Raw genomic sequence first — 16,332 nt, 5'->3', positions numbered from 1 at the left:
TCCCTTCTTTGTTGGAGTGTTTTTCACATCCCTCACACCTACAAATATAGGTAGATTTCAAGATGTTGGAACACAAAATTAGTGTTTTTCTTTAAATTTTACAGTTTTTATAGAAATTGCTAAAAATTTAATAAACTAGAATACAACGCAAGTATTCCAGGAATACAAAAAACCCTGCCATTTCTGGCAGGGCCGCTTTTTTTGAGAGTGAGGAGAAATTACTTTGTTATGTAGTAGCTGTATACATCCAGAATAAATCCATAACGTATTGTGCGCACACTACTTGTTTCCATTATCACTTCCGTCATCGGGTAAGCGACAACCGTATATACAAAATTCTTCAACCTTTTCGAGTAATAGTAAACACGAACCTTATCACCAATCCGAGAGATGTCCGCATCCACATCCGTATATGAATAGCCCCACAAGAATTCCATCAGGTCATTTCGGCTGTATTCAAAGTTGCGAACGGCTACGTACCCGTAAGTAGTATCCAGCCATTCCTCTCTAAATTTGGTCAGGCTGTCGGTCGCTTCTTGATCTTCGTCTGCCGCCAACACATAGTTTCTAAGAAGAGTATCCTCATATTCTTTAGTCGTGTGGCGGATTCTCCAATTGACGACAATGGTATCTTCATCGCAACGAAGGGCCAATCTTTCCACGCTGTTTCCTAACAAGTTTTCCAATTCCCAAGGAAAGTCTTCATCAGCGCAAGCCGCAGAATCCTTTACAGAAACAGGGTTCGACGGTTCTCGCTTGGTGGACCTTATGGAATCGATCATTCTGTAAATTGCAGGATCAATCGAATCATAAACCGAGGAATCTCTTTTTACGGAATCCTGTATATCCGTTTTCGAAGTATCCTCTACAAAAGAGCTCGAGGATCTAATCGTATCGCGCTCCAGGGAATCCGCCTTCGCGGAACTATCCGCCTTTGCAGAACTAGACAGCACCGTATCGGCAACGGCCCCGCTGCTGCTAGAAGTTACAACGCTGTCGCGCGAGTCCTGCTTACTGCTGCTCGATTGCTTCGTGGAGTCAATCTTAGGCTCGCTTTCGGAACTTGTAATGACGTCGCTGGAAGACGACTCTTCGACAGAAGACGAAGATTCATCGCTAGAAGAAGATTCTTCTTCGATCGAATCAGCCGGTTCTACAGCGGGAATGTACTTTTCGAATGCGGCCACATTCTCGCCGTCGTTCATGCTTTCGATATTCTTGCGAATGGAATCAAGCTTGCCGTCTGCGGCGACAGAGGCGGCCCATTCAGCAATTTCGGCCTTGGTCGTAGAATCTTTCCACTTGCCGCTTTCGGCAAAGGAATCGTCAAACTTGTCGAGGCGCTTTGCAAGTCCGTCCGCATCGGTGTCGCCCTGCATCATGACGCTTACCGCCAAGAGTGCGGCGTTACCGTCGCCCGACTCAAAGATATTCAGGTTTTCGAATTCTTCAAAGTCGCCCTTGATATCGAAGGCGGCAAGCACTTCGCTTTCGGCCTGGGTCTTTGCCTTGGCCAAGGACTTGTTCTTTTCTTTCACGAGGTGCATCACGCGTTCGTATGCCAGGTTCGTGAGCAAGTTGACGTTCACGTTATCGCGATCCTTGAGGTCGGTCAGCGCACGCAGCGTCAATTCATTCTTCGTCTTTTTGCCCGAGACTTCGTTCAAGTACTTACCCGAAACTTCAATAACCGCGCAAGACGCATCGAGAGCAACGCTATCGAAAGCAAAGTCGCCCTTGTCGCTCTTGATCGAACTTTCAAAAAACTGATCCGTAAATTCCAGCGTCTTACAGTCGACACCGCGCACCGTCACGGCAGTCCCCTTCAAGAACGGGCCCTTCTGGGCAACGCCCTCCACATCGGCCACAAAGCCGGCATCTTCCGAGACGCCGCCTGCAACGCCCTTGTCATCGGTACTGGAGCATGCAGCAAAGAGCGACATGCCTATAAATGCAGAAGCAAAGGCCAAGTTTTTCTTGGTCATCTTGCACAAGTTATTTTTCATTGTCTCCTTCCTTCTTAACTGAAGTCTTGCTTTCTTTTGCCAAAGGTTCACTCAGCGGGAACAGTTGCAAATTCAATCGGTAAACCTGTTCCGTCTCGTCGTCTTCCGAGGCAATCGCGATAATTCGGCGGCGGCAATCTGCGAGTTCCTTACGAATCCGTTCGTAAGATTTACGGGTGAGGCCCATGGTAAGGCCCGACATGTCGCGTTCCGAAAGCGGTAAATTGATTGCCTTTACGGCGAATTCGCCCATCTGGCGCTGCAAATCGCGGGCAGCCACAGGCACGGCGTCTACAGAGCCCATCGAAATCGCCTTGTCCGTCTGCTGGTAATTTCCGTTTTTGTCTTTTTTCAAGAGCTTTGCCCGCACCAAAAAGTCGAGCGTCTCCGTGACTTCGGCAGCGGTAATCGCAGGCTTTATCGCATGAGCCATTTCTAGCGGCTTTGCGCCGGGCATATTTGGCGCAAGTTCTCGCAGCACCACGTTTTTCCACGATTTAAAATAATTGAACTCTTCGACCCCTAGCACACGCACCTTGTGAGCATTCGCAAGCGCACAGCGTTCCTCGAACGCGGCTCGTTTCGCCTCGTCCCCCTTCGCATGCGCGTACGAAACCATCAGCACAAAGTACGTGTGTTCGAACCCCACCAACCCCATAGCACTCGCTACGGAACCTGCAGCCCCTACGCTCAGGTTTTTCTTCCCCTCGCAGACATACTTCAGATATACCGCCGACGAAAACCCCGCGTCTCGCGCAAAGTCTCGCCAGGTAAACGCCGAAGTACGCTTGCGTTCATCGTAGTAATCCTGGATGAACTTGCGGTAATCTGTGTATTCTATAATCTCCTTCATGGTTACAAATATAGACTAATTTCATTGTTTAGGAATACAAAACAACGAATTTTATCCATATTTTACCTTTTTTCACATTTTTATATAAATTTCACGAATATACAGAATACATCCCGTATTCTAAGAACACACAGTTCTGAGCGAGGCAACCCTAATTAAATCTTATTGACATTTCACTTTACTTTTGGTATATTACTAAAAGTAAAATACTAAAGGTATAATGAGGATATAATGATAAACCCGTTTTTGCTAGAACCCTACACATCAAAAGAACTGTTCTGCGACCGCGAACAGGAACTGAAAGATATAACATCGTTCCTAAAAAACGGCTCCAACGTGACACTCATTTCGCCAAGGCGTTACGGAAAAACAGGCCTCATTTTTAGAACATTCGACGACCTTCGCAAAAAAAAATTCATCTGCATATACGCCGATATTTTCTCGGCACAAAATCTGGATGACTTTATCAAGATATTATCCGAAGCCATCGTAAGCAACCTCGCAAGCGATTCGTTGATAAAAAAATTCTTCAACGCCCTCAAGAACGCAAGGCCCCTGCTCAGCTACGACCCCATTTCCGGGAGTCCGCAAGTCACGCTATCGTTCCAGACAGATTCGCAAAAACAGCCGACGTTAAAATCCATTTTCGACTTCCTCGAAAAGCAAGGAAAGCAAATCGTTTTTGCCATTGACGAATTCCAGCAAATTAGAGAATTTAAAGAAACAAACATCGAAGCCCTACTGCGGACGTATATCCAGCAGCTGCACCACGTGAAGTTTATTTTCAGCGGCAGCAAAAAGCATTTGATGGCCGACATGTTCGTGAACGCCAAGAAGCCATTCTACGAAAGTTCCAGGACCGTCTATATCGACCGAATCGATTTAGAAAAATACAAGGCGTTCATTACGGGACTCTTCAAAAAAGCCGGAAAATCCATTGACGAAGATGCCGTTGATTTTATTTTAGATTGGACAAAACGGCATACCTATTACACGCAATTTTTATGCAACCAGGTATTTGCAGATTCCGCAGCAAAAATTTCATTGGAAGACGTAAAAGCAACGGTTTCGAAAATCATGCGATTTGAGATTCCAAACTTCATTGAACGTCGCAATCTGATTACAGAAAAGCAGTGGAAATACCTTATCGCCGTCGCAAAAGAAGGCGAAGTCAAGAAACCGACCGCCGCAGACTTTCTGATAAAGTACAAAATCGGGAATGCGGCGACCGCAAAGAAAATCCTTACAGCCCTTGTCGAAAAGGAACTGTTGTTGGAACAAATCGATTTAAACGGGAAAAGTTACAGCGTGTACAACGTGTTCATGTCCCGCTGGATGGAATCGCTTTAAGCAGAAAAACCTCGCTAGCGTCCTAGCGAGGCTCTGTTACCAACATTACGATTTTGGCTTATAGTAAGTATGGACTTCTATGGAGTAGCCATACCTGAACACCGTCAAACTTTCTCCTGCCGAGACATTCGCCCCGACAAGGACCACAATTACGTATTTCGCCTTGGCGGTTTCCTTTTCATAATAATCGCGACGGACCTTCGAATCGCTTGTCGCCACCTCATGCATAAAGTAAATGCCGTCCCTCCCGTTATACGTCGCCTGGCCGATAGAATCCGACTTCACGTAGACAAACCCGTTTTCCTCGAGCACGCCCTTGAACTGATCCAGGCTATCCCTGGCATCATCCTCTAGAGAAACGGACACATACTGCGAATAATTCTTGCCGCTCGTATGCACGCTTTCCGTACCCGTTATATGGCGGACATACCAGAATGTCATGAGCGAGTCGTCATCCCATGCCCTGCGATCCTTATCCGAAACATAATCCTGGATAAAGCCTACTTCTTCCGGCAAGTCCTCCTCGTATCGCGGGGCATCAAAATCATAGCCGTTCCTTTTCCCGCCCTGTCCCTTGACGCAGCGGACAGAAACGGCATGGCTGATATGCGTCATATACACATTGGATCCGGAACCCCTGACGAAATGGATAGTCGAGGGTGTAATCGAAATATAGCTCAGCCAATCCGTCGTTTCTATCGAGGCCGTCCAGAATTCCGACGACGTTCCAAGCCCCGAAAATTCCTTGCCATTAAACACGCCCGCAGGGAGCACATTGAAGCCGAAGCGGTCCGAGGAATACGTCTTTTCGAGATAATCATCCCGGTAATACGCCTGCAAGGCATCCCCGGCACTTTCGCCTTCGCCATGGGCATCGGCATACGCAAACAACGTGTCCCATTCCGCGTGTTCCGGCACATGCCAGCCATCGGGGCATATTCCTTCACGGGGATGGAAATCGCTACGGAGCCTGCACCCGGAGAAGTTGTCACCACATCCCCTGTTCGAGGTATCCAGGGCAATTTTCCAGTTATAGAGGCGGCCATATTTTTCGCAATTCTTTTCGTCATTTTCGTAGCAGAGACTGCCTTCGGCGGCATAGTTCAGGTTTTCCGCCATCCATTCCTGCGACCCGAGCTTCACAGTCTTGTAGACACGACCATCGCGTGCATCCGTCAATTCACCGAAAACAGGTTCTCCCGAATCGATGGACGAGCTGCTAGGCGGATTTTCGGAACTGGACGACGAGTTCGGCGATTCCACAGAACTGGAAGATTTTGCATCATCGCCCGGAATCAGCCAGCGGCCGCCTTCACACACGAAGTACTCGTTATACATCTTACTCAACTTGTTCACGTTGCGCTTGGTTTCGTTTTCGCGCTTGTCGTTGCAGGCGCCTAGACCGTAGTTATTCCACCAGAAGTTCGTGACGTATTTTTCGAATGCGGGCACGGTATCGGCGTACTTCCAGTCTTCCACGTTCTTGCGCACCTTCGAAAGCGAGCCCTTCAGGTCAACATCGCAGGCCCAGTCCGCAATCGTGGTCTTCGCGTCGGCATCGTCCCAGCTGCCGCCTTCCGCAAGCGATATGCTGAACTCGCCCATGCGCTCGGTAAGCCCGGCCACGTCGGCATCACTCTGCATGAGCACGCTGATGGCAAGGAGCGCCGCGTTCCCGTCGCCCGTCTCAAAGATGTTCAAGTCTTCGGATTCCGCGAAGTCGCCCTCGATCCCGAACGTTGCGAGCACTTCCCTTTCGGCCTGTTCCTTCGCTTCGGCAATAGACTTCTTCTTCTCGGTCACGAGATACATCACGCGCTCGTATTCCAGGTGCGTGAGCAGGTTGATGTTCACGTGCTTTCTGTCCTTAAGATCGGTCAAGGCGCGGAGCGTCACCGGAGCTGCGGATTTCTTGCCCGAAATCTCGTCGCGGTAGTAGCCCGATGCTTCGAGAATCGCGTACTGCGATTCCAGATTGATGTCCTTGATGGCGAAGTCGCCCTTGTCGCTCTTGATGGTGCCCTTGAAGCTCTTGCCCGTCTGCTTGAGCGTGATACCGTCAAGTTCCTGCACGGTTACCGCAGAACCCGTGACGAACGGGCCCTTCTGCGACACGCCCGCCACTTCCCAGTCTGTGACGGCGACAATGCCCGCATCGCCCGAAGCACCGCCCGCAACGCCATTGTCGTCGGAACCCGTGTCCGAACAGCCCCAGAACATGGCGCCAATCGCAAGGCTCCCTATAATTTGATTCATTTTCATCATCATTTCCCTCATCTTCTCTGCCCCTTTTTTAAAACGGTTTCCTTTTCGGTTTTCAAATGTTCACTCAACGGGAACAACTGCACGTTCAGGCGGTAGACCTGTTCCGTTTCGTCTTCCTCTGTCGCAATCGCCACCACGCGGCGGTAATAATCTTCCGTCTCTTTCTTGATGCGTTCGTACGCGCGGCGCGTAAGCCCAAGCGTATAACCTGACATCATGCGCTCCGAAATCGGCAAGTCGATTGCCTTGACGGCAAACTCCCCCATCTGGCGCTGCAAATCGCGAGCCGCCAGCGGCACGGCCTCTACAGGCGCCATTTTAATCGTCTTGTCCGTTTGCTGGTAGTTTCCACTCCTGTCCTTCTTCAGGAGCTTCGCCTTCACCAAAAAATCGAGCGTCTCGGAAACTTCCGCCGCCGAAATTTTCGGCTTACAGGCATGCGCAATCTCGAGCGGTTTCGCCCCCGGCATGTGTGGCGCCAACTCACGGATTACGGAATTTTTCCAGGACTTGAAATACTTGAATTCTTCGTCCCCCAGCACGCGAACCTTGTGAGCATTCGCCAGCGCACAGCGTTCTTCAAAAGCGGCCTTTTTAGCTTCGTTGCTCTTTGCATGCGCGTACGAAACCATCAAGACAAAATATTCGTATTCAAAACCGACAAGCCCCATGGCATTTGCCACCGAGCCCGCCGAGCCGACGCTCAAATTCTTTTTCCCTTCGCAGACATACTTCAAGTAGACATCTGACGAAAAGCCCGCCTTCTGGGCGAACGCATGCCAAGAAAAAGCAGAGCAGCGTTTTCGTTCATCGTAGTAGTCCTGAATGAACTTACGATAATCAGTGTATTCTATGATCTCCTTCATGACTACAAATATAGATTCATTTGGTCTAAATAGAACATAAAATTAGCGTTTATAGCCAAATTTTACCAATTTCTATTAAATTCACAAAAATTAAGTATTTTTAGAACATGATTTCATATTCTAGGAACATGCCCTAGAACACAAAAAAAATCCTGCGGAACTTTCCGCAGGATTCTTCCCTAACCTCCCTCAGCCCGAACACTCCCGGGTCCAAATTTTGAGGGAATCAAATGTGTTTCACTTTGTCTGTCCTAGTTCTTCACGCAACGCACGTAAGCTTCTTTTAGCGGTTCTTCTTCAACACGATAATCGTAGGGAGAGACTTCCACATAATAGTCACCTATCGGCGTCGGAGTAAGATAACTTTCAATTTCTTCGCGTTCTTCTTCATCCTTAGCGACATCAAGCATCAGTTGATAGAAAGCCGCCTCATCTTCGTCAATCTCTCTCATATGGTAAGAACCTTGCTTGTAAGAATGGTAATAGACTTCCAAGTACACCGTATCCACCGGCATAAGGTTAAAATCAAACTTGTTGTAGTACACGCCAATCAAATCTTTTCCAAAGGCGGCATCTATATCGGAAGTTCTCCAGTTTTCGTTAAGCAAGTTTTTAACGTCGCCGACATAATCCACCAAGGCTCTCCAATCCTCGGTACTGGACACATGCCAACCTTCAGGACAGACTCCCTGGTGAGTTTCACCGATCAAACTGTCGTCAACGACATCCGTCATGTACTTGTTATCAATTTGCATGGCTTCCGTCCAAGTATAGAGACCATCAGATTCATACTTGAGTTCTTCGGCCATCCATTCATACTTTTTCCCTTCGTATTCAAAGCTCACGGTCTTGTACTTATGTCCGTCGCGCGGGTCGGTCATAGTTCCCGTTTTGTGATCAACCGGAATCTTGAGAGAATCGATATATCCCTTTGTCTGCAAATCCCAATAATACCCATTGCAAAGGAAATAGCCCGATTCAAGATGATCACCGTCAATATCGATAGCCTTATCGAACTTTCTGTATTCGCCCCAAAGGTCGGCAGTACAGAGTTCAAGGTCCATGTAATTCAGGAACACCAGAATGCCAAAGTCGTATTCGCTTTTCAAGAAACGGATACTGATATCATCCGGATTAGCCTCGTCCTTTCTCTTGATATCATCTTCGTCTACATCCATCATGTTGCTCCATTCTTTGGCAGAGCTATAGCCTTCGCCAGCAAGGAACTGCATGATCGAATCCGCGAGAACGCCGTCGTCTGCGAAATCATTGGCATATCCGTCAATGTATTCTTGCAACTTGGAGCAATCGAGATCATCTACGGCATTATACCAGTCGCGCCAAGCATTCCATTCCGGCTGCTCGTCGATGATTCGGCTGATATTGTAGAGAGTTCTATCACCATCTGTTGAATTGTAGATGTTCAAGTCTTCTGCAGAAGATATATCGATCTTGACACCGAATGCGCCGAGGACTTCCTTTGCAGCCTGTTTCTTGGCTTCGGCGAAAGACTTGCCCTCTTTGACCAAATTCAGGACACGCTTGTATTCAAAATGAGTCAAGAGGTTGATGTTTACCGTTTCGCGTTTTTCCAAATCAGATACGGCATCGAGACGCATCGGGCAGCTAGATGCCTCACCCGTGTATTCACGCTCATAGTGACCCTCTACAGAAAGAAGCGCGTACTGGCTTTCCAAATCGATATTGTCAAACTTGAAATCGCCCTTGTCGCTGACAGTCTTGGTGGTAAATTCCCTGCCTGTAGGTTCAAAACTTCCGTCTTTCGAAGTTTCCCTAAGGGTCACTTCAGAACCCTTTACAAAAGGACCCTTCTGCGACACGCCGGCAATCTTCTTGTCCGAAATGGCGATAATGCCTTCCGCTTCTTCGCTCGTACCAGCGGACTTCGAGTCCACATTGGAGCATGCCGTGAGCAACGCGCCCAAAGCAAGCGCCAAGACAAGCCCCGTTTTCTTCTCGTCAAGAAAGTGAATCATTTCAAGCTCCTTTACCCAAATCAGTCGGGTCACAATTTAAATTTTCAGATAGCGGGAAAAGCTGCATGTTCAAGCGGCAAACTTTTTCCACCTTTTTGTCAGCCGAGACAATCGACACAATGCGTTTGCGGCACTCCGTGAGTTCCTCGATGACCTTCTCGTAGCTTTCGGCAGTCATGCCCATGGTAACGCCGCTAAAGTGGCGTTCCGAAATAGGCAACTTGTCCAAAGCCTCGAGCGCGAATTCGCCCATCTGGCGCAGCAACGAATGCACCGCCACCGAGACAACCTTCAGGCGCCCCGTGGTGAGAGAACGATTCGTCTGCTGGTAATGGCCCTTCGCATCCACAGTCAAGAATCCCGCATTCAAAAGGAAACGCAAACTGTTGCTCACGTCGGCAGCCGATATAGGCAGCCTGCAAGCCTTCGCGATTTCGTGCGGTTTTGCGCCCGGCATGGCAACCGCCAGCTCACGAACCACGGAATGCTTCCAGGTTTCGTAGAACGTGTACATTTCACTGCCGAGAATTTTCACATGGTGTGCCGAACTCAATGCTTCCATTTCTTCGAAACACTTTTTCTTTTCCCGGTCCGTCTTTGCGCTTTCGTATCGAACCATCAAGACGAAGTAGTCGAACTCAAACCCCAGCAACCCCATTGCCAAGGCCGTCTTCTTTGCTCCTTCCTCCCGAAGCCTTGTCTTGCCATCGCAAACAAGCTTCAAGTATGAACCCGATGCGAAACCAGCAATCTTTGCAAACTCGCGCCAGGTAAACGCCGACGTGCGCTTGCGTTCGCGGTAGTAGTCGAGTACGTACTCGCGATAGTCTTTGTATTCAATAACTGATTTCATCATGACTATAAGATAGATTTATGCGGGCGGCCGTGCAACATTTTTGTTAAAACAAAAATGGCGAATTTTAGCAAATTTCGACAGTTTTAAAATCAATCTAAAGAAATTTCAATTTCATAAAACAAAATAGATCCATCTATAAAACAAAAAGGCCCCCGCATTTTGCGAGAGCCTTCAATTCTCTTTCAAAGGTTGCGCTTTATTTTTTCAGCAGCATTACCTTGTCTGTCACACGGCCATTCACCTGCAGCACACCGATATAGCGACCGCGAACGACACCCTCGGCAGCGACAGTTTCGAAATACTCACCCGCTGCACGGCGTCCCAGGTCAAAGGCCTTCACGACGCGGCCCTGCATATCCATGAGCAAGAACTTTACCGCACCCGCGTCAGGAATTCCGAAGTGGACAGCCACATGAGCGTCGCGGAACGCAGCACCGAGCGAATGCATCACCACGACATTGCGAACGCGGGCACCCGTCGTTTTTTCAATGGTGAGTTCAACGCTGGCTGTCCTGCTCCAGAGCGTATCGCCCACGATAGCAACACCGACTCGGAAATCGACAACATACTCGCCACCAGCATTCTTGCCCAGTTTTTCAAGCGAATCGAGCAGAGCCTTGCTCGCGGAATCCACTTCAATAACCAAGGCATACGAAGTATCCGCCACGATTGCCCCCTTGAGCAACTCTCCGACGACATGCTTTGCCGTAATACCGCCCTTGCCGTAATTCAGGCTAACCTTGCCCACATACGGAACATTGGGCATTTCACGTAGCATCGGGTAACTTTCGCCTTCCTTGATATACCATATCGTATTGAAATTGAAGCCATCGAACGATTCCCGTTTACGCATTTCCGCATCAGAAAGTTCTTTCTTGTCACCGGCATTATTCATAGCCGAGCCAACCGCATAAGAAACCAAGACATCGGCTTCATTCCATCCAACAAGGAGCCCCTCAATCGGAGTCGTGTCATTCGAAAAGACTCTCTTCACTTTTCCTAGCGCGTAGGAATTTCGCACCAAGTTGTAGTTTCCTCCAACAAAGGCTCCCGCCGAATCACCGCCTTCTATATTGCCAAGCGCAAAGCATCGGTTGATATCACCATAATTCTCCGCAATAAAGCCGGCCTGAGTCGTCATCTGGTCCCTAAATTTTTCACCCGTGACATACACATTGCCCGTGGCGAAACTCCTTGTAATGGTTCCATAATTGAACTCGCCAAATCCAGCTCCTCTAAAGACACTTTCTTCGGCATCAATATATACATCACCTGTTGCATAGCACATATCAATTTCGGAACTGCCCCACATATCCAAAATAAAGCCAGATCCATTATGGACAGTTCCACTTGCATGGCAATTTCTTATTCCATTCGTAGATAAATAGCCTACAAAACCGGCACCATTCGTAACGTCACCTTCAGCATAGCAATCCCAAATCACGGCCGTAGTCGACCCGACAAAACCGCTACCATTTTTGACGTTTCCTGTCGCATGGCAATCATGGATACGCACATAACTTGTTCCACCAATGAATCCGCCAACAGAGTTTTCATCGGAAAAATTAAGTCCAACCTTGTTGGAGTCAAACTCCGTTCCCGTCACATTTCCTGTCGCGTAGGAATACGAAATCGTATCACCCAGATGATCCCTGCCATAGCCTATCAAGCCACCCACAAACTGCCTACCAGTAACATCTACAGAAGCATGCAAATTCGAAAGATTTCCCGAGTAGTTGTAGCCAAGCAAGCCTCCTACATACTGGTCACCCTCAACACGCCCTGAGACCCCCAAATTCTTAAGGTCCGTCATGGCATTATACCCAATAAGCCCGCCAACATAGGAGCCCTTCGACACAATATTCACAGAAGCGGAACAAGCTGCCAATTCCCCATAATTTTTCGAGACAACGCCTCCAGAATACTTTCCACCAATAGTCATCTTGGCATTCACAAGCACATTTTCGATAACAGCTCCTTCATTATTTTGAATAACGGCGCCGGCGCCACCTTGAAGGCTTGTCACTTCAACATCAACGCGAGCGTTCTTGATGGAGCCCTTATTCAAGAACACCAACCCAGCATTTTCGCCTTTATAGCTCGATTCAAGCCCAAGAACACTACCTTCAAAAGAACTGTTTTCGATTTTACCGTAATTGTTATAAACGAGGCCAACCGCACTTCCTTCAGCCTTCAACGAACCTTTAACAGAAACATTCCTTACCAAGCCAAGAGAGCCGATAGCAATCGATGCAAGGTGTTTGGAAGATCCCGTAAAGTCTGTCAGAGTCAAGCTGTCTATTACAGCAGATTCACCCAATGAATCAACCAAGGCCGTATAGTTTGCATTGTAATCTATGCGAAGACCCTTGATGGAATGACCACCGCCATGAATTTTTCCGGTAAACACCCCCGAATCATCCATTTCAAATCTGCCATCGGTTACAATATTTGACGGAACCGACCATACTTTGCAAATCGGCTTGAATCCGTAGCCCTTACCGTATCGAAGGACCTCATTCTTGGATACAGAAGCATCGATATCATTTTTCAGGCGATACACTGCAGAAAGTTTATACTTTCCAAAACCGATTGACTTCAGGTCCCCATATGTTTTAATCAAGAACGGATCGCTTTCAGTTCCGGAACCCGCCATACGCAACATTGAAGAATCACGATAGAGATCCGGAGTAGTCTTAACGCCAATCCATTTCAAATAGGGGTAGCTCGTATCTGCGGCAATTTGCCAAGTGTTTTTGAAATCCCAGTTCTTGTAATTTTCGGGATTGACCATCTGTTGCGTTGTGCGAAGATTGCCCGCAGCAGTCACGTTCACGCCCCAGAACAAGCTGTCGTAATACACCGAGGTAAATGTCGAAGCAGAGGCTTCGCCAGCCAAGCCACCCAATTTAGAAGTGGCCTTGATATCGCCCGCGGCATAAGAATTGCTCACCGCAGCAGACTTTGCCAAGCCGAAAAGACCGCCGACATCCGACTTGCCCGACACCGTATCCATAGAATAGCAGTCAGAAACTGTAGCCTTATTTATCGAGCCTGCAATACCCCCGACAAACTCATTACCTGCAACAGAGCCCTTCGATGCGCTATGCGCAATGGAGCCCGAAGTCTTGGAACCGACAATGCTACCTACATAATCATTGGCAGCAATGTTTCCGGCCACGTAGATGCTATCCAAGGTAGCTCCGGCATCTTCACCTGCAATGACACCCACATGGTCCTTTCCGCGAATGTTAACCGATTCCACAACCAAACCCGAAACCTTGGCTGTTGACGCAAGCGAGCCGAACAAACCGACATTGTCTTCTGATTCGCGGGAAATCCACAAATACGAAATCTTCTTCTTGTTGCCGATAAATACGCCTTTGAAGTTTTGTATCGGTTCAAAGCCCTTACAGATCGTGCCATCGCCATTGCAGGATTCCCTACGGGAGTCACTCGCATCAATATTTGACGTCAGCATATAGTAAAGGTCTGTCGTGTATTCATATTTTCCGATATATTTCAAATCATGGTAACTGCTAATCTTATAGGGGCGCATTTCTGTGCCAGCGCCGGCAAGCACATTAACAGAGCCGTCATCTATAAGCGTTCCCGGCAAAATCGGGTCCATACCCTTGAAGTACGGGTAAGAAACGCCTTCCTGAATATTCCAAACTGATTCAAAGTCAAACCCTTCATATGTATTCTTCATCAACATTTCGGCAGTGGTTCTGCCTTCTTCACTAGAATGTCCTGTAATAGTGCTGTCGAAGTAGCAATTCGACAGCGTATTCAAGTGAGGGTACCCCACCAAGCCCTTGACATCGTTTCGACCTTTGAGAAGGCTTGCCGAATACACATTTTTGATAAACGAGAGCGAGCCCGTATAGTAACCAACGGCCCCACCAACATCTTCAAAACCTTTAACAACATTGACCGAGAACGCGTTCGTGATCATTGAACCCGTGGAGCCGATCAAGCCGCCCACTTCTTCTTCACCCTTCACTTTACCCGTGGTACCTACAATATTGATTTCGCTTCCGCCGGCCTTACCGATTAAGCCGCCCACATTCATTGATCCTTGAATATCACCATCAAGCGAGACCACGTTTTCTACAAGGGAATAGTTCACAGCACCAGCCAAGGCGCCAACATACCAATCACCAACTATCTTCATATTCAAAAGCTTTAAATTTTTAATGACCGCTTTTTCCGCATAGCCGAACAAGCCGGAAAAATCTCGATAGGTACTACCAATCTGCATATTCTTGATGGTGTGATTTTTACCATCAAACGAGCCAGAGAACACATGGACACTATCGCCAATGGGTTTAAAATCGGAGCCCAAGCCATTGATATCGGCCGTCAGTTCGTAATTTCCTGCCAACGGATAGGCGGGATCATAACCAATCTTCTTAAGTTCATCAAGAGTCGAAATTTCAATCTTATTCGGTACGGCCACGTAACTCGATGTCCCCCAAATGGTATCACTACCATTCATCATACCGATTCGGTAACCATAATAAAGAGAATCCTTCGAATCATTCGTCTTTATCCAATCAAGCCATTCGCCCACCAGTTTGCCATTTACTTCTAAGAGCGAGGCCACCTTCGGAGACTCTTGCCATTTTGCCACAGCAGTCGGAGTTGCAATCGGAACAAGCGCTTTTGTCACATGCGGAGTGACAGTCAAATAGGGGAAAGACTTGCCTTCGTCAATACTCCAATAATGGACCAATCCATCTGTTGCTCGATAGCACCAGCCACTATCCAAAACAATTCCATCGCAAGGGTCCTTTTGGATATATTCATATTCCTTGTAGCCTAGAGTATCCCAACCCGAAAAAGACGAGAAAGTCATCATTTGGGACGTCGTAAGTCCTATGCCGCCAGCACTCGTGTCGAGCCCCGAAATTTCGGTATCCCAGTAAGAATATTCCGTCTCTCCATAATTATTACCGACAAGGCCTCCAACAGTGATGCCTCCATGAACAATACTTGCCGTGTAGCTGTTTTCTATATATTCCGAATTTTCACCCACCAAGCCGCCAACAGCACTATCACCTTTTACATTACCTATCGCATAGACATTTCTCAGCGTATCATCGTTTGATCCAGCAACACCACCAACATTCCACAATCCTTCTACATTTCCTATAAAATAAGACTGTTCAATTTTGCCCGAATTTTCACCGACAATTCCACCGATATCAGACTCAAGTTTACCAAGGTGCGAATGCATCAGGTCCATCATCGAAACACACTCTAAAACATAGCCCCTGTCAGATGATCCGACGATACCGCCAACGCTCGCCGCTTCGCCAACAATCGTTCCTCTCGAAAAAGCACTCCTAACGAAGCTGGAATTTTCTATGTAGCCAACAATTCCACCGATATCATAACCTGTAGCCTTGATATTCACCGAAGCAGAAACACTAAGGATATTTCCATTAGATTGTCCAACAAGCCCACCGACATGCTTATCGCCAACGACTTCACCTTGGAACGATGCATTTTTCAGGACCGAGCTCCCATAAATTCTACCAGCAATACCACCCACATTAAGTTGGCCTTGAACAAAGCCGTTAGTCACATGCACATTTTCAATAGAACCATGAAGCAATGCCACAACACCGCCCACATATCTCGATTGAGAAACGCGTCCCGTTACATTAAGGCGTTCAAATTTCAGATTAGCAATTTTTCCATCCAAAACCGAAATAAAGCCTATATCGTCTTCGCAAGGAAGCCAAATATTCAAATCGCTAATTGTGTGGTTTCGCCCATCGATATTGCCCTTAAAATAAGTGCTGCCAGAGGCATCCTTATTCTTACCGATTGTGATAAAGCCATTGCAGGAGCCCCCATCACACATCTCATGGGCGGAAGCCGAGGCATCGATGTCCTTTGCCAAAGCATAATCCGAAGAATACAGATAGGCGCCTGTACCTATCGCCTTCAAGTCTTCATAGTCTTCAATCAGGAAGGGTTTTTCTGCAGAACCGTCACCCACCATGGTGCCTTTTGCGGCAAAAGACTGAATCGCAAACAACGACAATACGGCCGAAACAACAAACCTAAATTTCATAATTCTCCTCGCTTATTTTAACAAAAATATACATTAATCCCGCCCGTAATA

General features: G+C 47.6%; 8 protein-coding genes. 1 reads left to right on the top strand and 7 read right to left on the bottom strand.

Annotated elements, in window-relative coordinates:
* Positions 1–218 precede the first annotated feature (218 nt).
* Together B7988_RS05215 and B7988_RS05210 are read right to left on the bottom strand one after the other, a co-directional pair.
* Positions 219–2,006 carry a hypothetical protein gene (locus tag B7988_RS05215; RefSeq protein ID WP_088657088.1) on the bottom strand — a complete coding sequence of 596 codons (1,788 nt, stop codon included), beginning with the start codon at positions 2,004–2,006 and terminating at the stop codon, positions 219–221.
* On the bottom strand, positions 1,996–2,859 hold the full coding sequence (locus B7988_RS05210; protein ID WP_073321308.1) for a TIGR02147 family protein: 864 nt from the start codon (positions 2,857–2,859) through the stop codon (positions 1,996–1,998). The genes B7988_RS05215 and B7988_RS05210 overlap by 11 nt, the downstream gene beginning before the upstream one ends.
* A gap of 231 nt (positions 2,860–3,090) precedes the next feature.
* On the opposite strand from B7988_RS05210, the gene B7988_RS05205 reads away from it, so the two are divergent.
* On the top strand, positions 3,091–4,209 hold the full coding sequence (locus B7988_RS05205; RefSeq protein ID WP_088657087.1) for an ATP-binding protein: 1,119 nt from the start codon (positions 3,091–3,093) through the stop codon (positions 4,207–4,209).
* A gap of 45 nt (positions 4,210–4,254) precedes the next feature.
* Here the strand turns inward: B7988_RS05205 and B7988_RS05200 are convergent, their stop codons facing one another.
* The 5 genes from B7988_RS05200 to B7988_RS05180 all read right to left on the bottom strand — a co-directional run bounded on the left by B7988_RS05200 (position 4,255) and on the right by B7988_RS05180 (position 16,281).
* Positions 4,255–6,465, bottom strand: coding sequence for a fibrobacter succinogenes major paralogous domain-containing protein (locus tag B7988_RS05200; RefSeq protein ID WP_170930535.1), 2,211 nt, complete (start codon positions 6,463–6,465; stop codon positions 4,255–4,257).
* 17 nt (positions 6,466–6,482) lie between these two features.
* Complete coding sequence (locus B7988_RS05195; protein WP_088657085.1) at positions 6,483–7,340, bottom strand: TIGR02147 family protein; 858 nt, start codon at positions 7,338–7,340, stop codon at positions 6,483–6,485.
* A 251-nt stretch (positions 7,341–7,591) separates the two neighbouring features.
* Entirely contained in the window at positions 7,592–9,337 is a 1,746-nt protein-coding gene (locus tag B7988_RS05190; RefSeq protein ID WP_088657084.1) for an FISUMP domain-containing protein, read from the bottom strand.
* Position 9,338: 1 nt separating this feature from the next.
* Positions 9,339–10,193, bottom strand: coding sequence for a TIGR02147 family protein (locus tag B7988_RS05185; protein WP_083564511.1), 855 nt, complete (start codon positions 10,191–10,193; stop codon positions 9,339–9,341).
* Between the two features lie 196 nt (positions 10,194–10,389).
* Positions 10,390–16,281 (bottom strand): GLUG motif-containing protein, encoded by a 5,892-nt coding sequence (locus B7988_RS05180; protein WP_088657083.1) that lies wholly within the window; start codon positions 16,279–16,281, stop codon positions 10,390–10,392.
* Positions 16,282–16,332 lie beyond the last annotated feature (51 nt).

The sequence above is a fragment of the Fibrobacter sp. UWB1 genome (assembly GCF_002210325.1).
GTDB lineage: Bacteria > Fibrobacterota > Fibrobacteria > Fibrobacterales > Fibrobacteraceae > Fibrobacter.
The sequence above is the reverse complement of the archived record's forward strand: the minus strand, read 5'-3'. Positions and strand labels throughout refer to the sequence as shown.